Below are 22,883 nucleotides of genomic sequence, written 5' to 3'. Positions count from 1 at the left end.
GTTGCGAAAGTGTGATTGCTGATGGGGGGCATGTGGCAGAGCTTTACATCATTAGGTCAGAGGAGTAGTTTTAAAGTAATAAGACTGAATGAGGATCTGATATGACAGCACCTAGCGGTTTTAATCTTGCTTATGTTGATCGGCGCACTGACTGGAATGATGAGCTATTTAGTTTGCATTTGAGTGGCTCACCGCTTGATTTTAAAGCGGGGCAATTTACCAAGTTAGCTTTGTATGATGATGGTGGCTTACTTATTAGCCGTGCTTATTCAGTCGTTAACGCACCTCTCGCCGACAGTAATATTTTAGAGTTTCTAGTGGTGTCGAACCCTCAAGGTAAGCTGACACCAAAATTACAGCAACTGAGAGAAGGTGAGCAGGTCTATGTTGGCAATACTGCTCATGGCGATCTGATTCTGAGTTCTATCCCGCAAGAGACGAAAGATTTGTGGTTACTTTCGACGGGGACAGGCATTGGACCGTTTCTATCACTGCTCAACGATGTCAATGCACGGCCTAACTACAATAAAATTGTTTTGGTGCATGGTGTCAGACATGAAAGAGACCTAGTTTACCGTGATCTGATTACCCGGCTGGTGGATAACTATAAGGGGCGCCTGTGTTATTTGCCGCTCGTTTCCAGAGAGCAATCTTCATTTGCACTTAGTGGCCGTATCCCCCAATTAATAGAAGAACTCAAGCTGCAAGACCTTGCTAAAGTACAACTAACGAAAGAAAACAGCTTTGTGATGTTATGCGGTAATCCTGAGATGATCAAAGAAACCACCTTGACGTTACAACAATTGGGATTAGATAAGTTTCGCAGAGCAACTGGCGGAAATATTACCTTTGAGCGTTATTGGTAATCGGTGTGACCGAGATAGAAAGCAATAAAGGCCCAGCAGGGCCTTTATTGCTTTTGTGAACAAGAGTTTAGAAGATCAAATGAGCGATACCAGCAATAACAGGTAGTGTAATTAAGGTTCGCAAGATAAAGATTACGAATAGCTCAAAAATATTGACCGGAATGCGGCTGCCAAGAAGCAGTGCGCCCACTTCTGACATGTAAATTAGCTGAGTCACAGACATGGCTGCAATAACAAAGCGTGTCATTTCGTTATCAATTGAGCTTGCCAAAATTGCGGGAATAAACATATCAGCAAAACCAACCACAATCGTTTCTGAGGCTGCTACAGCTTCAGGTACGCCGAGTAGTTCTAAGAAAGGAATAAAAGGCTGACCAAGGATGCTAAACACAGGGGTGTACTCAGCAATCACTAAAGCTATTGTACCTAAACCCATAACGACAGGAAGTACGCCAAATACCATATCGATGGCATTACGCACACCTTCGCCAAAAACAGACTTAAATGATTTTACTTTACCTGCTTTTTCAAGCGCTAATTCCATACCCCAAGAAAAATTGCTGTGACCTACAGGCACAAGGTCGGAATCTTTAGCCCGCGTAGTGCCATCAATAAAGGTATCTTTTTTCATACTTAGTGGTGGAATACGTGGAATAATAATGGCTGCAATAATACCTGCAAGGCATATAGCGCCATAAAATGGTAAGAATAAGTGCTCGAGTTCGACTTGCGCTAGTACGACCAAGCTAAAGGTGATAGATACTGCTGAGAAAGTCGTTCCGACTACCGCTGCTTCTCTTTGAGTATAAAACTTAGTCTCGTACTGTTTACTGGTTAAAAGAATACCTACTGAGCCATCCCCTAACCATGATGCCATACAATCGATAGCACTGCGGCCAGGAAGATTAAAGATCGGTCGCATGACCTTGCTTAGAAGAGTACCAAATAGTTCTAGCAAGCCAAAGTTGAGTAGAAGAGGAAGCAGTAAGCCCGCAAAAATAAATACTGAGAAAAGCGTAGGCAATAAGCCTTCAAGTACTAAGCCACCAGTATTTTCTTCCCATACTGCTTTCGGACCAATTTGGAAGAAAGTCATCGCAACTGCGAGCCCACCGATAACACGCACTAATAGCCATAGTGAGCTAGGGTTGAACAGTCCATTTAAAAAAGCATTACGAGCGATAAACTCAGGATTTTTTATGCGACATAAAACAGATACGGAGGCCATAAAGATAATGATGGAGGTGACAATACCAACCAAGTGATCGCCAAATAAAGCTTGGATAGTTTTCGCGAGGATGGCAACAGGAATAGTGATATCCCCTTCATAGCTAATGGGTGCCATGAAAAGAAATAATCCCAGTAATGAAGGGATCAGGAACATCCAAAGATTACCTTTGGTATTTGTCTGTTTGATAGATTGAGCGTTATTCTGCATTACAAATCTCATGTTACTGCTAATGAACGTAGGGCTTGTAATTAGCTAGCATACTTATTCATTAAACATCTTTATTTAGTCATCCTTGGCGCAGGTTAATCGTTATTGTCTAGCCTTGCAATACTATTCAATAAATTTCCCTAAATATGCACAATTTAATATGACGCTTGTATGGAATGATGGTGTTTTGTTTCATGGATGTTAATTTGAATGGTTTTATGTTGCAAGTTGGTTTTGTGCTGTTGGGTGTGCTGAGTAAATAATTGTGATGTCACTCATTTTATTTATTAATCACTCAAATGAAAAAACCGCCCATTGGACGGTTTAAGCGATCTTATTTGAAACTTACTTGTCTGTCACTTTCCCAAGTTTTAGCCAAGTATCGATCACTGTATCTGGGTTGAGTGACACTGAGCTAATTCCTTGCTCCATTAGCCATTCTGCTAGGTCGTCATGGTCTGACGGGCCTTGACCACAAATACCTACGTATTTCCCGGCCTTGCTAGCTGCATCTATTGCCATTTTTAGCATAGCTTTGACTGCTGGGTTACGTTCATCAAATAAATGGGCTACGTCACCTGAATCGCGATCAAGACCAAGTGTAAGCTGTGTCATGTCGTTTGAACCGATGGAGAAACCGTCGAAGTATTTGAGAAAGTCTTCAGCGAGGATCGCATTAGATGGCAGTTCGCACATCATAATGACTTTCAGCCCTTGATCGCCACGGCGCAAACCATATTTAGCCAGAATATCGATTACAGAGGCTGCCTCGCTTGGTGTGCGAACAAATGGGATCATAATTTCGACATTTTTTAATCCCATGTCGTTACGAACGCGCTTAATTGCCTGTGTTTCTAGCTCAAAACAGTCCTCGAACACCGGAGAAATGTAACGAGAGGCACCTCTAAAGCCTAACATTGGGTTTTCTTCGTGGGGTTCATAGCCTTTGCCACCGACTAGGTTGCTGTACTCGTTAGATTTAAAATCAGACATACGGACAATAACTCGTTTCGGCCAGAAAGCGGCCGCTATAGTCGCAATCCCTTCGGTGAGTTTACTGACATAGAAATCTATCGGATCTTTATACCCTCGGATACGCTCGGTGATTTCTGCTTTAAGTTCATTGGTTTGCGCATCAAAATTGAGTAAGGCTTTAGGGTGAATACCAATCATTTTGTTGATAATAAATTCCAAGCGCGCTAAGCCAACACCTTCATTGGGGATTTGAGCAAAATCAAAGGCACGATCTGGGTTGCCTACATTCATCATCACCTTAGTCGGTAGTAATGGAAGCTCATTGACGGTTGAACGCTTAATAGCAAAATCCAGTTTGCCACTATACGCATAACCAGTTTCACCTTCAGAACATGAAACTGTGACAATATCGCCATCAGTCAGGCGAGAAGTTGCATCACCGCAGCCAACTATAGCGGGAATCCCCAGCTCTCGTGCAATGATAGCTGCGTGACAGGTACGGCCACCTCGATTGGTGATGATAGCAGAAGCTTTTTTCATCACGGGTTCCCAGTCAGGATCTGTCATATCAGTCACTAATACATCTCCGTCTTGCACAAGAGACATTTGGTCTAATGAATCGACTAATCGAACTGGACCTGAACCAATACGTTGCCCAATAGCGCGACCTTCTACGAGCACGTCCGCTTTATTGTTAAGTTCGTAACGTTCAATAACATTCTGCTCACTTTGTGAGCAGACTGTTTCTGGTCGAGCCTGGACAATGTAGAGTTTACTGTCGTTACCATCTTTAGCCCACTCAATGTCCATAGGACGCTGGTAGTGCTGCTCAATAATCATCGCTTGTTTGGCTAATTCGGTGATTTCATCATCATTGAGAGAAAATTGCTGACGCTCTTGCTCAGTAGTATCAATGATATCAACCTGTTTACCGATTTCAGGATTGTCAGAGTAGATCATTTTGATCAGCTTAGAGCCGAAAGTTTTCTTAACAATGGCTTGCTCGCCTGCTTCTATCATTGGCTTATGGACATAGAATTCGTCAGGGTTGACCGCCCCTTGAACAACCATTTCACCAAGCCCCCAAGAAGAGGTTACGAATACGACTTTATCAAATCCGGATTCAGTGTCTAATGTAAACATAACTCCAGAGGAAGCTTTGTCTGAACGAACCATACGCTGGATACCCGCTGATAGCGAAATCCCCCTATGGTTAAATCCTTGGTGTACTCGATATGAAATCGCTCGGTCATTAAATAAAGACGCATAAACGTGTTTTGTGGCTTCAAGTACGGCGTCAATTCCGCTGACATTGAGGAAGGTCTCCTGCTGGCCAGCAAATGAAGCATCAGGTAAGTCTTCTGCGGTCGCAGAAGAACGTACGGCAACTGACAGCTCAGGATTACCTTCTATCAGCTCTTGATAATTTTTCCGTATATCCTGCTCAAGATCAGCGGGAAATGGAGCTTCTAGGACCCATTGGCGGATTGCCGCCCCTGTTTTTCTAAGCGCATCAACATCTTCAACGTCTAGTTCATCAAGTAGTTGGTGAATACGTTCATCTAGGCCTTCAAAGTCTAGGAATTGGTTAAATGCATACGAAGTCGTAGCAAAACCGTTGGGCACTGAAACCCCCGCATTTGATAGATTGGAAACCATTTCTCCAAGTGAGGCGTTTTTCCCGCCGACTTTGTCGACGTCTGCCATGGATAGGCTATTGAACCAGAGGGTGTTCTTTTGCATGTCTTTCTCCAGAAACATTACAGTTTTGTAGGAATAGAGCAAACGTTTACGCTTATTTTTAAAAAAGCCCTGCCATTTTTAAAGTTATGCAGCACGTATCTATTGGCTATGCGTTATTATCGGTATTATTATGTTAACTATCCTACCTCAAAATAATTTTAAAGTTTAAATAAAAAATGCAAATTGATATTCAAAGTCGTGATGTATTCTATGTTTCTGACGGAACAGCTATCACATGTGAGACATTAGGGCATGTTGTCCTAGGCCAATTCCCACTCAATGTTCATGAAAAGACATTTCCCTTTGTTGAGAGTGAGGAGAAACTTGCCGATTTATTAAGGGAAATTGAGCTGTCTTTTAAAAAAACGGGTCTTAAACCTCTGGTGTTCTTTTCGATTGTTATCCCACATATCAAGCTTAGGCTTTTGCAGGCACCGGCATATAGTTACGATGTACTGGCTGATATCGTTGAACAGGTAAAAGGTGATATTGAGATGGAACCTCAACCTCAACTTCAACGTTCCAGAAGTGTAAATAAGGACTCAGCATCGTATTTTGATCGTATTGCAGCAATAGAATATACGCTAGCTCATGATGATGGCATTACCCTCAAGGGGCTAGGTGAAGCGGATATAATCTTGCTTGGCGTGTCACGTAGTGGAAAAACACCAACCAGTTTGTATATGGCAATGCAATTTGGATTGAGAGTAGTCAATTATCCTTTCATTGAAGAAGATATTCGCCGCTTGAAGTTGCTTTCTGAGTTTGAAGTGCATAGACATAAGTTATTTGGTTTAACGATTGATCCAGAAAGGCTAAATGAAATTAGAGAGAACAGGCTGGCAGGGAGTGATTACGCCAGTGCCGAACAATGCATTAGTGAATTGGAGAGTGTTGAGTCTTTGTTTCGTCGAGAAGCTATCCCCTATATTAATACCTCTGCCTTATCCGTGGAGGAAATATCTACTCGTATACTTGAAAAGGCAGGGCTACGTCGTCGACTTTTGTAATCTATGTTACTCAGTTTGATATTTCTTTAGTCCTTGATCGAGCAGTTTTTTAAGTTGTTCTTTGTACTTGTATTTTTTTGAAATTAGCATGTGGAATTTGTGCTTAGGCATATTGGGTACAAGTTCTATGGCTACATCATTAGCCAAGTAATCAATACCCCAGATGCTTTTTATACCGCTGACTATTTCTTTCCATGCAAGAACGACGTCACATTTACCGTCGTTTAACTCCTTGACAAGCTCATGCATACTATGGGCATTTTGATGTATTTTTTTCAGCTTGAAGTCGCTGTAGTTATATCCGTGAATGCCGCATACTTTATAAGCATCTAAATCTGAGGATTTAGTAATTTTGAGGCCTTGAGTGAATTTGGATTTCTTGTACAGGTAAGAGGGCGTTGTGGCGTAATACCAAGTAGTGTAAAGGAAGTCTTTAGCCCGCTGATCTGAGTAAGTGGCACTAACTGCAACTTGAAAGTCTCCCGATCTCCCTCCTTTTAGGCACCGAGACCAAGACGACATAGTAAAGTCAAAGGTAATCCGATTTTTTGGCAAGATTTCATTAAGTACGTCCAAGTCAAAGCCCTTAACTTCTTCGTTCTCTACATATGTATAGGGCTCCCAATCAATTGAGTCACCACAGATATTTAAATGTGTGTCAGATAAATCATTAGTATTGGCTAAACCATTAGGACTTAGCAACATTAATAAAAGCCAGTAGTAGATTCGTAAATTCATGCTTGGATAGGATCATTGCCGTTGTTAACAACAAGTATAGACACCATAAAAATAATACTGGTGATTTTGTCGCTTTAAGGTAGTCAATAAGTGATATCTATAGATAAATAATGTAATCGTTGATTACCTGTATAAAGCGGCGAATGTCATTGCGCTTTATACAGGTATTTTTTAGTGGTCTAAGCTGGTTTGATGTTCGCTAATTAGTACATCAAGAGACAGCTCGGCCCGAGCTTCTGCCGAGGCGAGGTTTTCTTGCTCGTTAAATTCCTCGACTACTTCGTAGTAGCATTTCAACTTTGGCTCTGTACCTGAAGGTCGCACAATGACTCTAGCTCCACCAGCTAAGCGATAGATCAGCACATCGCTAGAAGGCAGGTCAATGGTTTCATTTCGGCCATCCGCATGGTGCCTGATTGATGATTTTAGGTCATCGATTTCGGTAACTTTTCTACCCGCAATATGCGTGGGCTGCGCTGCTCGGAGCTTATCGCCTATTGGTGGCGATTTAGGATCCAATGCTGTACTGTGTTGAGCATTGATGTACATACCGTGTTCACGGTAGATACTCTCTAATTGATCCCAGACTGTTTTACCTTCGCTTTTTAACTCTGCAGCCATTTGTGCGAACGCAACTAAAGCAGATAAACCATCTTTATCCCAGACTTTGTTGCCTATGGTGTACCCCAGAGCTTCTTCATATGCAAAGAGAAATTGCCTATCGGCGGTTTGCTCCTTCATAGCAATATTAGTTAGCCACTTAAACCCTGTTAGCGTTTGGTAATATTTTGCGTTGTGGAAATGCGCAATTTTTTCCAATAGGCTAGAGGAAACGATAGTGTTACCAACTAATTGCTTTGATGCTTGTGTTTGATTCAAGAGGTAGTGACCAAATAACGCACCAACTTGATCTCCAGTCAGCATCTGATAATTTCCGTCAGACCTAGCTGCAGCGACTGCAAAGCGATCTGCATCGGGATCATTGGCGCAGGCAATATCAGCATTATTTTCTTTGGCAAGAGCGATAACCATATCCATCGCTCCAGTTTCCTCAGGGTTAGGGAAATGGACGGTAGGAAACGTTCCATCTGGAACTTCTTGTTCAGTCACACTGTGAACTGATGTAAACCCTGCATCCTTAAGCAGTGTTTTAGCCATTTTTGCACCGACCCCATGCATTGCTGTATAGGCAATAGAAAGTGGCTCTGGTTGGTGGCGGAAATTAAGTACGGGAGTTTGGCTGACGACCTGACGGTAAGACTGATAGTAATCGTCGTTCAGCCAGATCAATAGTGTTTCTTTCTCAGCTTGTTCTAGGGTCATTAGTGAAATTGGAGTAGTTGCAGCTTCGTCAATTTCTGCTGCAATTCCAGAGTCATGGGGTGGAATTATTTGGGCGCCATTTTCCCAATATACTTTAAACCCGTTATACTCTGGCGGGTTATGACTTGCTGTTACGACGACGGCTGCGGCTGCGTTTAAATGTCTAACGCCAAATGCAACGATGGGAGTAGCGGCCACATCATGGGTCAGATATACCTTGATACCAAGTGCAGCAAGGACAGAAGCTGTATCATAAGCGAACTGTTTGGAATCTGTGCGGCCATCATAGCCGATGACAACACCCCGTTGTTTAGCTAGGTCAATATTCTTAATTAAATATCGACCTAAGCCAGTGGCAGTTTCTTGAATGACAAGTCGATTCATTCGATTTGGCCCTGCACCTACTTTACCTCTTAATCCTGCTGTACCGAATTCTAGTCGCTGACTAAATCTATCTGCGATTTCTTGATTATTCTTTTGTTCAACTAAGTTTTTTAGTTCTTGATGAGTATGCGGATCAGGATCTCTTTCCAACCAGTGAGTGACTTGCTGCATCATATTTTATTTTACCCCGACAATCTTTGTCCTGAGAGAATGGAATTTAGGAAACAATCATTAGATATTAAGTAAAATTGGTCATCTTTTGCGAGAGAGCAATCGTTAAATCAAATATTGTGATCAAGGTAAACTTAAATCGGTCTAAATCATCGACATTTCCAGTAGCACTTTCTTGCATATTCCGAAAAGGCCAACTAGGTTTTGATAACATAAATATAACAAAATCAATCAAATTTACCGTTATAAGCATATTTTCCGTGCCCATGTACCCATTAGGACTTTTTTGCGCCATTGAGAGCTAGGTGTGTAGGTTAAACCGTCATAGATGAAGCCTCAAAATAGAGGAGAGATCTTTTGAAAAGATTACAGGTAATACTGTGGCAGCTAATCAACTTGTTGTTTTTTAGTTTTGCTACGTCGGTGAGTGCTGAGCAACCCTCACTAAACATGACCAAAGGTGTAACAGGTATTAGTAGTCAGGTGTATGACTTACATATGCTGATTTTCTATATATGTTGTGCCATTGCGGTGGTGGTTTTTGGGGCTATGTTTTACTCCATGTACCACCATAGAAAGTCTAAAGGCGCCGTTGCGGCCAATTTCCATGAAAGCACTAAAGTTGAGATTATTTGGACCGTCATTCCTATTATTATTTTAGTTCTTATGGCAATACCAGCAACACGCACTTTGGTTGCGATGGAGGACACTTCTCAATCTGATTTGACCATCAAAATTACGGGTTCCCAATGGAAATGGCACTACAGTTATTTTGGTGAAGATGTTGAGTTTTTTAGTTTGTTGGCGACAAGCCAAAAGGAAATTGATGGCATAGAGGAAAAAGGCGCTCATTACCTTCTCGAAGTCGATAATCCTCTTGTTCTACCTATTAATCGCAAAGTCCGGTTCTTGATGACATCTGATGATGTGATTCACTCTTGGTGGGTGCCTGATTTTGCAGTGAAAAAAGATACTATACCCGGTTTCATAAACGAAGCGTGGACTCGTATTGATAAACCAGGCATCTACCGAGGTCAATGTGCTGAGCTTTGTGGACGAGCACATGGCTTTATGCCGATAGTGGTTCAAGCCATGGAAGAAGATGATTACGATGCTTGGCTGGTGGCGAAAAAGGCAGAAATTGAGAAAGTTAAGCAAGAAGCTGCAGCATCGTTAACAGCGTCATTATCGAAAGAAGAGCTAATGAATGTTGGTGAAAAAGTTTACCTCGATAGGTGCGCGGTTTGTCACCAAGCGAGTGGTGCCGGTATTCCTGGAGCATTTCCTGCGATAACAGGCAGCAAGGTTGCAACTGGTGAGGTGACCAAGCATATAGACGTTATTGTTAATGGTCGTCCAGGTACTGCCATGCAGTCTTTCGCTAATCAGCTTTCAGATAAAGAGATTGCCGCTGTAGTGACATACCAACGAAATGGATTAGGAAATAAAGTGGGTGATATTGTACAAGCATCCGATGTGAATGCATTTAAAGCTTCCAAGGAGGGACAATGAAAACGTCCAAACCTGAGTCATTGACTACCGAAAGCGTAAAATCTGCACCAGCGACCGATGCGGATCTAGCTGGACCGAACAGCGGTATTGCGATTGATGAGCATGAACATCATGATGCTCCGCAGGGGATTTCTCGCTGGATATATTCTACTAACCATAAAGACATCGGGACTCTTTACCTTTGGTTTAGCTTCATCATGTTTCTGACTGGCGGCGCAATGGCGATGATTATTCGCGCTGAGCTTTTCCAGCCAGGTTTACAGCTAGTTGAACCCCATTTTTTTAACCAAATGACCACAGTGCATGGTCTTATCATGGTTTTTGGTGCGGTTATGCCAGCCTTCACTGGTTTAGCCAACTGGATGATTCCTTTGATGATTGGGGCGCCAGATATGGCTCTACCAAGAATGAATAACCTCAGTTTTTGGATTCTACCATTTGCCTTTTTAATTCTACTTGCTTCGCTGTTTACTGAAGGTGGTGGGCCCGATTTTGGATGGACTTTCTACGCACCACTTTCAACAACCTATGGCCCAGACAGTACTGCATTATTTGTGTTTGCGGTGCATATCATGGGTATTAGCTCGATCATGGGTGCGATTAATGTCATCGTGACCATTGTCAATATGAGAGCGCCTGGCATGACATGGTTTAAAATGCCTTTGTTTGTTTGGACTTGGTTAATTACTGCTTTTCTACTCATTGCTGTTATGCCTGTTCTGGCAGGTGCGGTGACAATGGTGTTAACTGATAAATACTTTGGGACGTCATTTTTCGATGCTGCTGGTGGAGGGGATCCAGTGATGTTCCAACACATCTTTTGGTTCTTCGGTCATCCCGAGGTTTACATCATGATATTGCCTTCCTTCGGTATTGTATCGGCCATTATTCCGGCTTTCAGTGGTAAGAAGCTTTTTGGTTACCATTCTATGGTTTACGCCACCTGTAGCATCGCGTTGCTGTCATTTTTAGTATGGGCTCATCACATGTTTACTACCGGAATGCCGGTGTTTGCAGAGCTTTTCTTTATGTATTGCACCATGTTAATTGCGGTGCCAACAGGTGTTAAAGTTTTCAACTGGGTTGCGACAATGTGGCGTGGTGCTATGACGTTTGAAACGCCCATGTTGTTTACTATTGCCTTTATTATTTTATTTACGATTGGAGGCTTTTCCGGTCTTATGCTGGCAATAGTTCCGGCTGATTTTCAATACCATGATACCTATTTTGTAGTGGCGCATTTCCACTATGTATTGGTGTCAGGAGCTGTGTTCTCCATCATGGCTGCTGCTTATTATTGGTTACCGAAGTGGACAGGTCATATGTACGATAACCGATTGAGCTTGTGGCATTTTTGGTGCTCAGTTATTTCGGTTAATGTGCTGTTTTTTCCGATGCACTTTGTCGGTTTAGCCGGAATGCCACGACGCATACCTGATTATGCGATTCAATTTGCCGACATCAATCAGATAGTGTCGATTGGTGGTTTTGCTTTTGGTTTGTCTCAGCTGATTTTCCTCTGGGTAGTGATTAAATGCATCCGTGGAGGTGAAAAAGCCGAGGCAAAAGTATGGGATAGAGCGGAAGGTTTGGAATGGACGGTTCCAAGTCCTGCTCCTCATCATACTTTTTCGACACCACCACGAGTTGATTAAGGGTGTATGATGGATAAGCAAGTGCAATCAAATAATAAACTCACCCTAAAGCTGCTAGCTGCAGTTTTAGGCATGTTTGGCTTTGGGTTTGCTCTTGTGCCTCTCTACGATGTCATGTGTGACACTTTAGGTATTAATGGCAAAACAAGTAGTGAAGCATCTATTCAGCCTCAAGGTATGGTGCCGGATACATCACGTGTTGTTAGGGTTGAGTTTATGGCGCATCTTAATCAGGGGATCCCCTGGTTATTTGAGCCAGACAAACAGTATATGGATGTCCACCCCGGACAAGTAATTCAGACCGTATTTATCGCGACAAACCAGTCGTCGAGAGCGATAGTAGGGCAGGCGGTCCCTTCAGTTTCACCTGGAATGGGAGCTGCCTATTTTAACAAAATTGAATGCTTTTGCTTTAACCATCAACCTCTCGATAGTTTGGCCAAAGCGGAAATGCCGCTCATTTTTTATCTCGAGCCTGATATTCCCGACTCGATTCACACATTAACATTGTCTTACACCCTTTATGATATTACCGATAAGGTTCCTCAGCCTGTAGAACTGGCAAGAGCTGAATCGAGTGGCGATCTCACACAGCAAGGAGCTAAGCCATGAGTTCAAAAAAGCAATCCTATTATGTTCCAGCACAAAGTAGTTGGCCGATTGTTGGAGCGGTTTCTTTATTTCTTATCGCTGTTGGAGCTGGCTTGACCGTGCAGAATATGGCTGACGGTGGTGCAGGAGGTACCTATGGTAAGCTTATATTGTTGTCTGGCTTCCTTTTCCTTCTCTATATGTTCGCCGGTTGGTTTAGTAATGTTATTACTGAGTCGATGACAGGTAAATATTCAGAACAGATATCGCGCTCATTCAGACAAGGGATGAGTTGGTTTATTTTTTCCGAAATAATGTTTTTTGGCGCATTCTTTGGTGCCTTGTTTTACGCAAGGATGATTTCAGTGCCTTGGTTAGGAGGCGCGAGCAACAATGCTATGACTCATGAGGTATTGTGGCCAGCATTTGAAGCCTTATGGCCATTAACCGCAACTCCAGATGGTACAACGACTCAAGCTATGGGATGGCAGGGTATTCCTTTAACAAACACGATTATACTCTTGCTGTCTTCAATCACCTTGCACATGGCGCACATCAGTTTGGAACAAAATAAGCGCATGGCATTGATAGTATGGCTTGAGCTAACAATTGTACTTGCAGGGTTTTTCTTATATTACCAAGGCGTTGAGTACGCTCATGCCTATCAAGATCTCGATTTGACATTGCAGTCAGGAGTATATGGCAATACCTTCTTCTTACTCACCGGTTTCCATGGTATGCACGTATTTTTGGGGACGACAATCCTCATCATCTTACTAGCGCGTATTGCCAAAGATCACTTTACGCCCAAAGATCACTTCGCATTTCAGGCAGGAAGCTGGTATTGGCACTTTGTTGATGTTGTCTGGTTGAGTTTATTTATATTTGTTTACGTGCTTTAACGATACGTTAGTAGGGGCGCACATTGGGTTCTACTAATCCGGTAAGAAGGGCCGAGAGTAATAATATGACGGCGAGTGCTGAAAGAAAAACTCTCCGTCCAAGATAGTGACTCATAGGTTTGTCTCCATCAATCTTTTGGTCATCTGGTTGTGGCCCTTTTACCATTTCGAACATTGCTCTTGCGAGATTTACAATGACAAAGAGTAGTAGCAGTACCAACAGTGACTTAAAGATCAATACCATAAAATTTTCCTTACCAAGGTCGTTGAAAAAATGTTCTGTTTGGGTTGGGTTGCTATTAACTTTGGCCGTCTTTTTCACTTTGGTCAACTTAGGTTTTTGGCAATTAGCAAGAGCGAAGGAAAAGCAGGTAATGGAGCAAGTTTTGTCAGCAAGAGAGCAGTTTGCAGTTATTGGTATTGACGAACTACACTTGGCGGATTTCACCTATGTAACTGGAGTTAAAGTAGGTGCTAAGTTGTCCCCCATCAAGGGACGGTATTTGCTACTTGATAATCAAATATATCAAGGAGAAGTCGGATATCTTGCTTACCAACTGATGGAGTCGGAAAGAGGGATGAAAGTTTTGCTTGAGAGGGGGTTTCTACCAGCCAGTACTCAACGTGAACAATTGCCAAAGGTTGCTTGGCTGACAGCCCCTATCGATATTACGGCAAGGTTATATCAGCGTTCAGCCAATCCATTGAGTGACAATCTCTATATGGAAACGAGTATTCCACATCGGATTCAAAACTTAAATATTGAAAGGCTTACGCAAATTTGGGGGTATTCTATTCAACCTTATGTTTTGCAGCCCATAGCATCTGAATGGCCTTACCCACAGCCATGGCAACCGGTACCACTTAGTTCTACCAAGCATTTTGGTTACTCAATTCAGTGGTTTAGTATGGCTGCAGCATTACTTATTTTAAGTCTTTGGGTAACGTTCAGACTGTGTAAAGGCAAGGAGTGAAAGATGATTAATAAGGTCTCTAGAGGTAGGGTCATGTTTGTGGCTTTGATAACGATGTTTGCCTTACCGGCTGTTATTGCGAAAGTTTTACTTATTAATCAATGGTATGAATCTGGCGTGACCAATAAAGGTCAGCTAATTGAATCAAGACAGAGTTATGAAAAATTAGGAGTAACTAATCCTTATGTAGGACAGCAATGGCAACTAGGGTACTTAGTCCCATCAACATGTAACGAATTTTGTCATCAGCAAATGTACTTACTTGGACAAAGTCACTTGGCGTTAGGTAAGTATCAAAGTCGAGTGGTACCAGTGCTCTTGATATCTAAAATGAGTGATAAGACCGTATCACAGGAGCACCAATTTAATTTGATAGAAGTCAACGATGCCTTTCATCAGCTAGTGTCTGACTTTGAGTTGGTAATTGTTGACCCTTTAGGCCAATTAGTGATGCGTTACCCTTTGGTTGAAAGCCAAGATGAACTCATTAGCCAGAGTAAAGACATATTGACGGATTTAAGGAAACTATTGAAGCTCTCAAGAGTTGGTTAAAGCATAGTTTCTGATTTCATATTAATGCAAATGCAATCTAATGGAGTTAACTGAGACTCATGGAAGGAGTTTGGTTATGGGATTGACCAATTTAGTTCGTTTAACCTTAGTTATGACAGTGACGGTCATTTTATTAGGGGCATATACACGATTAGCTGATGCTGGGTTGGGATGCCCAGATTGGCCGGGATGTTATGGCCATTTAATAGTACCAGATGAACAACATGAAATCGCACTTGCAATGACCTTATATCCAGAACTGGTGATTGAAGCGAACAAGGCTTGGCTAGAGATGATTCATCGGTATTTTGCTGGCACTTTAGGTGTCTTGATTTTTACCATTTCAGTCAAATCGCTCAGCGATAGTCGGATACCCAAGAGTATGCCAATCGCCCTATCAGCGGTTGTGATCTTTCAAGCTTTACTTGGTATGTGGACTGTGACAATGAAGTTGATGCCGGTTGTTGTTATGGGGCATCTACTCGGTGGTTTTACACTGTTTTGTTTACTCATGGTTTTATATTGGCAGTTGCGTGAGAGAGGCGCGCCTAGAGAAAATATTCTGTCATATCCAAGAGGGATAAAATGGCTTGCTTCAGTCACGTTATGTTTGGTCATCATTCAAGTGGCTTTAGGTGGGTGGACGTCTTCTAATTATGCAGCCTTGATGTGTAAAGATTTACCAATCTGCGATGGTAACTGGTTGGCATATCTAGATTTTGAACGCGCATTTACCCTCATTCAGCCCGAGCAGCCTAGTTATGAATTTGGTACGCTAGATTATGGTGCTCGAATGACTATTCACGTGACCCATAGACTAGGCGCTGTATTACTCACTTTGGTTTCCCTGTGCTTAATATTGGCTTTGTTATACACTAAAAAACCCAATTTTAAATGGTCAGCTATACGGGTGTCGGTTTTATTGGCGATACAGATAGGCTTAGGTATATCCAATGTAGTGTTTAGTTTACCTTTGGTTGTAGCCGTTGCTCATAATCTAGTCGCTGCGTTTTTGCTTGTATCGATTTTACACGTCAACTATCAGCTTTGGCATAAGAAAGCGTTCGATGATGTGAATACCCCTCAGTTTATTAGTAAGGAGAGCTCACAATGAACAATTCTATTAGTCATGTATCTGAGCAAGAACGTTCCTTGTGGATCACCTATTTGACTCTGACTAAACCCAAAGTAGTTGCTTTAATGTTGCTTACTGCTTTAGTTGGAATGTGCTTGGCTGTTCCTGGGACATTACCAGTCCAAGAGGCCGTATTAGGAATGGTTGGTATAGCTCTAATGGCGGGATCTGCTGCGGCATTTAATCATTTAATAGATCGGCGAATTGACGCAATAATGGCTCGCACATACAAACGGCCATTGCCTTCAGGCGAGCTTAGCACTCGTAGTGTATTAATCTTTGCTAGTGGGTTGGGGGTGGCTGGCTTTTTCGTCTTGTACGGCGGCGTTAATACCTTAACCGCGTGGCTAACTTTCGCAAGTTTGGTTGGCTATGCTGTGATATATACCATGTACTTAAAGCGTGAAACGCCACAAAATATTGTTATTGCCGGTATCGCTGGTGCTATGCCACCTCTACTTGGTTGGACGTCAGTGACCGGTGAAATGCATGCCAATGCATGGTTGCTTGTGATGATTATTTTTATATGGACTCCCCCTCACTTTTGGGCTTTAGCTATTCATCGTAAAGAAGATTATGCCAAAGCTAACATACCTATGTTGCCTGTAACGCATGGTGATGAGTACACTAAAACGTCGATTTTTCTGTATACCATTTTGCTGTTTGTTATTTGTTTATTGCCTGCTCTTGTCGGTATGGCGGGAGTTTTTTATTTAGTTTGTGCAACCATTTTATCTGTCTTGTTTATTTACCATGCATGGAAGCTAAAATTTGAATCATCAAAGACGCAGGCGATGACAACGTTTAAATTTTCAATATGGCATCTGATGCTGTTGTTTTCTGCTTTGTTAGTAGAGCATTACTTTGTTTGATGCTGAAGAGTGCGGCGTTCTATTTTTCTAAACAGAGCAGAAAGCGTCGCACAAAATATCAGATACACAGCGCCGACAATAAGCCAAATTTCAAAGATTAGGCCTGAAGAATTAGCGACTTCAGTGCCGACAAACGTCATCTCTTGAATAGAGATAAGAGAAACAATTGACGTATCTTTTACTAGGGATATGGCTTGTCCTGCTAATGCTGGAGTGATAGTAGCTAACACCTGAGGAGCAATAATAAATCTATATTTTAACCACATAGATAAACCTAGAGCATCTGATGCTTCCCATTGTCCTTTAGGTATACTCGCTAGGCCGGAGCGAACTATTTCAGCAATATAGGACGAAGATAAGATGCTGATACATAAAACACCTGAAAGTAAGTTTTCCCAGAGCGGTTTTGGGCCAAATAACAAAATTTGCCAATATTGAGCCTGTTCAGATGAACCTTGAAGCATGTCGCTTAAACCCAAGCTAGGAATGAGCTGATTAGAGATAAAGAAGTAAAATATAAATACAAATACTAAAGGTGGGATATTACGTATTAGTAAAATGTATATATTGGCTGAAGCGCGCAGTACATAGACGGATGAATGCCTTGAAATACCTACGAGTATGCCAATTGGTATTGCGAAAACTATGCCCCATACACTTAGTCTTAATGTTGCGATCACGCCTTGGAAGAAATAAGGCAAAGTACCATCAGAACGTGGGGTAAAGAGGAGCGTCAACGCGTCGTTCCAATGCCAAGTATAATGAACTCCAATTGATGCTCTTTGGTGAAGCCAAAACCCAGCGACAGTTAGCAAAAATAATAAAGTTAGGTCGAGCTTATTGAATTTCCAATAACGCTTCGGACTTGGTTTTGATTTGAGGATGCTTGTCGTCTCCACTCAATATCCCACCCTTAAAAAGTTGTATATTAGGTTGCCACAATACACCTTGGTAGAGTGGCTATTGTTATGGTTTAGTCGTGGTTTCTAATATGCTGTTGCCAGTCTAGGGTCGAAAACCAGTACTCATAGCGCTGCTCAAGCCATCCATCTTGGATACGATCGTTAATCCAGTGATCAAAAAAGGCTTGTTTGTCTGTTTCTCCTAATCGAACAGCAAAGGCTTCGTTACCTTTAGATAACCGTTCGTTAAAAGGTATAAATAATGTGCTGGCATTTTTTACTGCCTCATGTTCTGGCTTTGGGCTGGATGCAATAACGGCATGCGCATTTCCATTAAGGACTTCTTGAAACGCTTGTGCGTCATCATCGAACTGAAGGATTTTAGCTTTTGGGAAAGCCTCACGGGCGACTTGCACGGTATAAGCGCCTCTTCGTGCCGCAATCTTGATGCGTCTTGAGTTGAAATCACTGATTTTGGAAAAGCCTGAGGCCAGTTGCTTGTTAGCAGCCAACTGCACGCCAGAATGAGAATATGGGCTGGTAAATAATACGCTTTTTGAACGTTCAGCAGTCACGCTCATTCCACCGATAATGACGTCAAACTTTTTAGCTAAGAGAGCCGGGATTATCCCATCCCAAGCGGTAGGCACAAACTCGACCTTCCAGCCTGAGTCAGCGGCTAAGCGTTTCGCTACGTCTACCTCAAAGCCAACTAAATCTCCTTGCCTGTCACGCATTGCCCAAGGGACAAATGTTGACATGCCGACACGTAATGTTCCCCTTTGATTTATGGTGTCTAGATTTGGTGTATTACTGGCATTTGCGGTTGCCGCTACTAAGATGAAGAATGTGCTTATTGCCACCCAAACTGCACGCAGTAAAAGTGGTATGTATTTGAGAGGTTTCATTTGTTTTCCTACGTTGGTGCGCGCCAGTTAGCGCCCAGTTTATTTTCAAGCCAGACAGACATAGCAGACAATGAGAGGGTCAAGAGTAAGTAAATGGCGGCCACGGTAAACCAGATTTCAAATGGCATTGCTGTCTCTGAAACAATATTCCTTCCCTCAGTGGTCAAATCAAAAATTGCCATGACACTAACAATTGATGAGTTTTTTACCAAAGAAACAACCTCATTGGTCAGAGGAGGGAGTGTACGCTGAAGTAGCTGAGGGCCAATGACGTTATAGTAGGTCGCAAAGGCGCTAAGGCCGAGTGAATGTGCAGCTTCGAATTGTCCTTTTGGGATGCTATTCAAACCGCCACGGAAAACCTCAGCTGTGTAAGCCCCTTGAAAAAGAGATAATGCAAGGATAGCGGTGGTTAATCTATCTAGCCCGATCACGGGACCAAAGATAAAGTACAACAAATAGATTTGTACCAGCAGCGGGGTATTGCGGATCAACTCAATGTATACAGTAGCGATGGAGCGCCCAATCAATGAGTCGGACAGTTTGAGTAAGGCGGTTAACATTCCAAGCAGTAATGTAAATATTAGACTCAGCAATGAAATTTTAATGGTGACGAACAAACCGTCAATTAGTTCTGCTGGCCACCATTGCCCTTGTTCATAAAATGCAATGAAATCAGGTACTCGCTGCCATTGCCATTGGTAGTTCATTGCTCTAGCGCCAGACTCTAGAACCCAACCTAACAATAATATCAAGATAAGGATTTGTATTAGAGCAGAAAAAATAGGTTTGAATGTCTTTAAAATCATTGGTGACTTAAGATCTGTTCGAGAAAATGCTGAGTTCTTGGGTGCTTAGGATTGTTAAATAGTTGCTCAGGTGGCGCTATTTCTAAAGCTCTCCCTTGATCCATAAATAAAACTCTATCGGCAATTTTTCTTGCAAATCCCATTTCATGAGTGACACAAACCATGGTCATTCCTGACTTCGCGATACTTGTCATCACTTCCAGAACTTCTTGTATTGTTTCAGGGTCCAACGCTGATGTTGGTTCGTCAAACAGTAATAACTCTGGTTTCATGCAGAGTGAGCGAGCGATGGCAACGCGCTGCTGTTGCCCTCCAGATAACTGGATTGGGTATTTGTCTGCTTGATCGGCAATGCCGACTTGGTTAAGAAAGTGCAGTGCTGTTGCTATTGCGTCTCGTCTCGAGAGTTTTAATGTTCGGGTTGGAGCTAAGATCAAATTATCAAGGATGCTCAAGTGAGGGAAAAGATGAAAATGTTGAAAGACCATGCCTACTTTTCCAGGAGACGTTTTTGATATTGGCTGGCCAAAAACTTTAATGTCACCATGAGAAATGTCTTCAAGGCCATTTACGGTCCTTATTAAGGTTGACTTACCTGAGCCAGAAGGGCCACAAATAACCAGCTTTTCACCTTTTTTCACTGATAGGGTAATGTCTTTTAGGGCTTGGAACTGACCGTACTGCTTACTCACATTTGTAAATTCAATGGCATTCATTCAAGAACCAACTGTGCAAATTGTTGTATTACTACCTTACCTACATCATAACGATATTGCACCTTGCTGTGAATAAAGTTGGTTTTAAAAGCTTGTGCTAACTCATAATTTTAATGATGTAATCTATGGTTTACGCCTAATGTACATTTCAAAGACAGAGTCTATATTGCATTTTATTTGAAAAAATGGTTGCAAGCTTCGTTTTTGATAGATAAGTTACACCAAAGCCCAAGAAAATAACTGAGTATTTAAGTGCGCCATATATGAAGCGTACTGCTCAAATAGATAAGAATAGGAAGACGTAAGCAATGTTCCAGACTGATGATGTACGAATTAGTAAAGTTAAAGAATTATTACCGCCAGTAGCTGTTTTAGAGAAATATCCTGCCACAGAAACTGCGTCTTCTACAACCTTTCAATCTCGTCGAGATGTTTCAAAAATTCTTAGTGGAGAAGACGACAGGTTGTTGGTGATTGTTGGCCCATGTTCAATTCATGATCCTCAAGCTGCACTCGAATATGGTAAACGCTTGAAAGTCTTACGAGATGAATTAGGTGACCGCCTTGAAGTTGTTATGCGAGTGTATTTTGAAAAGCCGCGTACAACAGTTGGCTGGAAAGGGCTGATAAACGACCCGTACATGAATGACACGTTTAAAATCAATGATGGTTTGCGCATTGGCCGTAAATTACTGCTTGATTTGACGGACCTTGGTTTGCCAACCGCGAGCGAGTTTCTTGATATGATCACGCCCCAGTATGTGGCCGATCTTATCAGTTGGGGCGCGATTGGGGCGCGTACAACGGAGTCTCAAGTTCACCGCGAGTTGGCATCAGGCCTGTCTTGTCCTGTCGGGTTTAAAAATGGAACGGATGGAAACATCAAGATTGCTTCTGATGCCATTCGAAGCGCAAGTGCATCACACCACTTTCTGTCAGTGACTAAGTACGGTCACTCTGCGATTGTTGAAACAGCAGGGAATTCAGATTGCCATATTATTTTGCGTGGCGGTAAAGAGCCTAACTATAGCGCTGAACATGTGCGTGAGATTAAGTCTCAGCTTGAAGCTTCTGGCTTGCCACAGAAAGTTATGATTGATTTTAGCCATGCAAACAGTTCTAAGCAGTACCAGCGTCAGATGGTGGTTACAGAAGATGTTGCTGGTCAAATTGCTTCGGGTGAAGACGCTATTTTCGGTGTTATGATTGAGTCTCATTTGGTGGAAGGACGTCAAGATTTGATTGACGGTAAAGTGGAAACATACGGTCAGTCTATTACCGATGCTTGTATCGGTTGGCAAGATACTGAAAAAGTACTTCGCCAGCTAGCTGATGCGGTTGCAGCTCGTCGCCAGCGATAAACAGCAAAATTCAAAGCATGTTAACAAAGGCAGAGAAATCTGCCTTTTTTATTGCCTGCTCACCACCTACAGGTCTGATATTTTTATCTGAAGACGACTATTATACAGCTGAAAAATCGAATTTTATTAGTTCGAATGGCTCTGTAATTGCTTGGTCAGATAAATGTGTACAGTCTGGCCGAGTTATGTATTGTTACGTTAACTTAAAGAATATCTCTGAAAAAGACCAAACTGTCTCGATAAATACGAATACAACTTTAATAATCACATGCGAAAAAGCTCAAGTAAAAGTCAGTAGTTATGGGAAGTTGGGTAATCAAAGTGGTAAGAGAATGTGGGACAAGGTAGTTGCGCCAAGTCAATTGACCGTTACATATGGTCTAAAGTTTGAATTACCCTCGCCTACTTTGTTTGAAACGGTTCCTAACCTTCGCGTGGGCTTGAAGGTTTCTGGTTACAATGATCTATTTTCCATGACCAATAAACCACTTGTTAATGTCGCGGGGCATTAGGCTAACAAGCATTTAAGAGTGATTCCTAACTCTGGCAATTTTGTTGTTAAGTTTTGGTCAGTGATTACGGTGGTATTATTAGGTTTCGTGGTAGCGCTGCTCGCACCTTAATATGGCCTTGGCCCACGGACATTTTTCTTAGCTCCGGCTTTCAAACTAAATCCAATTTTAATCGTGAGTTTTCCAATCAGGCTCAGCCCCCAGTGGCAATTGCTGGGGTGGTGATATTATTTCAAATGGTTCTGGGGCAACTGCGATTGACTAAGAAGGGCAACGATCAGAATAAAGCCATCTTCTTTGGTAAAGTAGGCGGTGTGTTTACCAATATGGAAGTAGAAGCCATTTGGATATAACTCATTACAGTTTTTGCCAACGGCTGGATTGTCAGCAAGCATTTGAAAAGCAGTGAGTAGGTTGTCTCTGTAGCGACTCCATTGTGACTCTGAAAAGTTTGTAGCCGTGTAGTTTTTTATTTTCCGCAAATGGCTTTGTGCCAATTTACTTAGCTTGTAGTTGTTCGTTTGCATACTTGAGGTTACAGGCTTTTCAAGAATGTTTCGCCATCAACTACATTACCTTTCGAGAGATCTTCTTTTGCAGCTTCAAAGCAATGTTTAATGTACTCTGCTTTCATTGCTTCAAGCTCTTCGTAATCCTGAATAGACATAACAACGACAGCATCTTTGTTGTTTTTGCTGATCTTAACTGGCGCTCGTTGTGCACTTAGAAGTAGTTCACCAAAATTACGCTTGGCGTCATTTGCTGTTAGTGTATGCATGTTAAAGCTCCAACATTGGGTTACCAGTAAGAGTATAATTGTTTGTGCAAAATGTT

At 42.2% G+C, this 22,883-nt stretch carries 23 protein-coding genes; 12 read left to right on the top strand and 11 right to left on the bottom strand.

Features of this window, described 5'->3' with window-relative positions; genetic code table 11:
- The first annotated feature begins 101 nt into the window (after positions 1–101).
- On the top strand, positions 102–866 hold the full coding sequence (locus OCV27_RS15445) for a ferredoxin--NADP reductase (RefSeq protein ID WP_125321692.1): 765 nt from the start codon (positions 102–104) through the stop codon (positions 864–866).
- Positions 867–933: 67 nt separating this feature from the next.
- On the opposite strand, the gene OCV27_RS15440 is transcribed toward OCV27_RS15445, so the two are convergent.
- Complete coding sequence (locus tag OCV27_RS15440; RefSeq protein WP_125321693.1) at positions 934–2,304, bottom strand: YjiH family protein; 1,371 nt, start codon at positions 2,302–2,304, stop codon at positions 934–936.
- Between the two features lie 345 nt (positions 2,305–2,649).
- Positions 2,650–5,040 (bottom strand): phosphoenolpyruvate synthase, encoded by a 2,391-nt coding sequence (gene ppsA / locus OCV27_RS15435; RefSeq protein WP_125321695.1) that lies wholly within the window; start codon positions 5,038–5,040, stop codon positions 2,650–2,652.
- Between the two features lie 158 nt (positions 5,041–5,198).
- Here ppsA and ppsR point away from each other — a divergent pair, with 158 nt between their 5' ends.
- A complete protein-coding gene (gene ppsR, locus OCV27_RS15430; RefSeq protein ID WP_125321697.1) occupies positions 5,199–6,032 on the top strand; it encodes a posphoenolpyruvate synthetase regulatory kinase/phosphorylase PpsR in 834 nt (277 codons plus the stop codon).
- A 6-nt stretch (positions 6,033–6,038) separates the two neighbouring features.
- On the opposite strand, the gene OCV27_RS15425 is transcribed toward ppsR, so the two are convergent.
- Positions 6,039–6,737, bottom strand: coding sequence for a substrate-binding periplasmic protein (locus tag OCV27_RS15425; RefSeq protein WP_245986747.1), 699 nt, complete (start codon positions 6,735–6,737; stop codon positions 6,039–6,041).
- A 204-nt stretch (positions 6,738–6,941) separates the two neighbouring features.
- Positions 6,942–8,651 carry a phospho-sugar mutase gene (locus OCV27_RS15420; protein WP_125321700.1) on the bottom strand — a complete coding sequence of 570 codons (1,710 nt, stop codon included), beginning with the start codon at positions 8,649–8,651 and terminating at the stop codon, positions 6,942–6,944.
- Positions 8,652–9,044: 393 nt separating this feature from the next.
- On the opposite strand from OCV27_RS15420, the gene coxB reads away from it, so the two are divergent.
- The 4 genes from coxB to OCV27_RS15400 are packed head-to-tail and all read left to right on the top strand — an operon-like array spanning position 9,045 to position 13,308.
- Entirely contained in the window at positions 9,045–10,160 is a 1,116-nt protein-coding gene (gene coxB, locus OCV27_RS15415) for a cytochrome c oxidase subunit II (protein WP_479676696.1), read from the top strand.
- On the top strand, positions 10,157–11,815 hold the full coding sequence (gene ctaD, locus OCV27_RS15410; RefSeq protein ID WP_125321704.1) for a cytochrome c oxidase subunit I: 1,659 nt from the start codon (positions 10,157–10,159) through the stop codon (positions 11,813–11,815). Before coxB ends, ctaD begins: the two co-directional genes overlap by 4 nt.
- Positions 11,816–11,824: 9 nt before the next feature.
- Entirely contained in the window at positions 11,825–12,427 is a 603-nt protein-coding gene (locus tag OCV27_RS15405; RefSeq protein ID WP_125321733.1) for a cytochrome c oxidase assembly protein, read from the top strand.
- Complete coding sequence (locus tag OCV27_RS15400) at positions 12,424–13,308, top strand: cytochrome c oxidase subunit 3 (protein ID WP_125321706.1); 885 nt, start codon at positions 12,424–12,426, stop codon at positions 13,306–13,308. Before OCV27_RS15405 ends, OCV27_RS15400 begins: the two co-directional genes overlap by 4 nt.
- Positions 13,309–13,315: 7 nt before the next feature.
- Here OCV27_RS15400 and OCV27_RS15395 read toward each other — a convergent pair whose 3' ends face one another.
- The gene (locus OCV27_RS15395; RefSeq protein WP_125321708.1) at positions 13,316–13,552 is read right to left on the bottom strand and encodes a DUF2909 family protein; all 237 of its coding nucleotides are present in this window, start codon (positions 13,550–13,552) and stop codon (positions 13,316–13,318) included.
- On the opposite strand from OCV27_RS15395, the gene OCV27_RS15390 reads away from it, so the two are divergent.
- From OCV27_RS15390 to cyoE, 4 genes are all read left to right on the top strand, one after another.
- Positions 13,503–14,282, top strand: a complete 780-nt coding sequence (locus OCV27_RS15390; RefSeq protein WP_125321710.1) for an SURF1 family protein — start codon at positions 13,503–13,505, stop codon at positions 14,280–14,282. The two genes, OCV27_RS15395 and OCV27_RS15390, sit on opposite strands and share 50 nt — an antisense overlap.
- 3 nt (positions 14,283–14,285) lie before the next feature.
- Positions 14,286–14,834, top strand: coding sequence for a hypothetical protein (locus OCV27_RS15385; RefSeq protein WP_125321712.1), 549 nt, complete (start codon positions 14,286–14,288; stop codon positions 14,832–14,834).
- 76 nt (positions 14,835–14,910) lie between these two features.
- Positions 14,911–15,948, top strand: coding sequence for a COX15/CtaA family protein (locus OCV27_RS15380; protein WP_125321713.1), 1,038 nt, complete (start codon positions 14,911–14,913; stop codon positions 15,946–15,948).
- A complete protein-coding gene (gene cyoE / locus OCV27_RS15375) occupies positions 15,945–16,841 on the top strand; it encodes a heme o synthase (RefSeq protein WP_125321715.1) in 897 nt (298 codons plus the stop codon). The genes OCV27_RS15380 and cyoE overlap by 4 nt, the downstream gene beginning before the upstream one ends.
- Here the strand turns inward: cyoE and OCV27_RS15370 are convergent.
- The 4 genes from OCV27_RS15370 to OCV27_RS15355 form a co-directional block, all read right to left on the bottom strand.
- Positions 16,829–17,740 (bottom strand): amino acid ABC transporter permease, encoded by a 912-nt coding sequence (locus tag OCV27_RS15370; protein WP_125321717.1) that lies wholly within the window; start codon positions 17,738–17,740, stop codon positions 16,829–16,831. The two genes, cyoE and OCV27_RS15370, sit on opposite strands and share 13 nt — an antisense overlap.
- A 74-nt stretch (positions 17,741–17,814) precedes the next feature.
- A complete protein-coding gene (locus OCV27_RS15365; RefSeq protein ID WP_125321719.1) occupies positions 17,815–18,651 on the bottom strand; it encodes a transporter substrate-binding domain-containing protein in 837 nt (278 codons plus the stop codon).
- 8 nt (positions 18,652–18,659) lie between these two features.
- On the bottom strand, positions 18,660–19,460 hold the full coding sequence (locus tag OCV27_RS15360; protein WP_125321720.1) for an amino acid ABC transporter permease: 801 nt from the start codon (positions 19,458–19,460) through the stop codon (positions 18,660–18,662).
- A complete protein-coding gene (locus OCV27_RS15355) occupies positions 19,457–20,176 on the bottom strand; it encodes an amino acid ABC transporter ATP-binding protein (RefSeq protein WP_125321721.1) in 720 nt (239 codons plus the stop codon). The genes OCV27_RS15360 and OCV27_RS15355 overlap by 4 nt, the downstream gene beginning before the upstream one ends.
- Before the next feature lie 308 nt (positions 20,177–20,484).
- Between OCV27_RS15355 and aroG the strand changes: the two genes are divergently transcribed.
- Together aroG and OCV27_RS15345 are read left to right on the top strand one after the other, a co-directional pair.
- Entirely contained in the window at positions 20,485–21,537 is a 1,053-nt protein-coding gene (gene aroG, locus OCV27_RS15350; protein ID WP_125321723.1) for a 3-deoxy-7-phosphoheptulonate synthase AroG, read from the top strand.
- A gap of 17 nt (positions 21,538–21,554) precedes the next feature.
- Positions 21,555–22,049 (top strand): hypothetical protein, encoded by a 495-nt coding sequence (locus OCV27_RS15345; RefSeq protein ID WP_125321725.1) that lies wholly within the window; start codon positions 21,555–21,557, stop codon positions 22,047–22,049.
- 227 nt (positions 22,050–22,276) lie between these two features.
- Here the strand turns inward: OCV27_RS15345 and OCV27_RS15340 are convergent, their stop codons facing one another.
- Entirely contained in the window at positions 22,277–22,576 is a 300-nt protein-coding gene (locus tag OCV27_RS15340) for a type II toxin-antitoxin system RelE/ParE family toxin (RefSeq protein WP_125321727.1), read from the bottom strand.
- An 8-nt stretch (positions 22,577–22,584) separates the two neighbouring features.
- The gene (locus OCV27_RS15335; RefSeq protein WP_125321728.1) at positions 22,585–22,827 is read right to left on the bottom strand and encodes a type II toxin-antitoxin system Phd/YefM family antitoxin; all 243 of its coding nucleotides are present in this window, start codon (positions 22,825–22,827) and stop codon (positions 22,585–22,587) included.
- Between the last annotated feature and the right edge of the window lie 56 nt (positions 22,828–22,883).

The sequence above is a fragment of the Vibrio pectenicida genome (genome assembly GCA_024347015.1).
Classification (GTDB): domain Bacteria; phylum Pseudomonadota; class Gammaproteobacteria; order Enterobacterales; family Vibrionaceae; genus Vibrio; species Vibrio pectenicida.
Note: the sequence above shows the minus strand (reverse complement) of the source record. Positions and strands in the feature narration are given on the sequence as shown.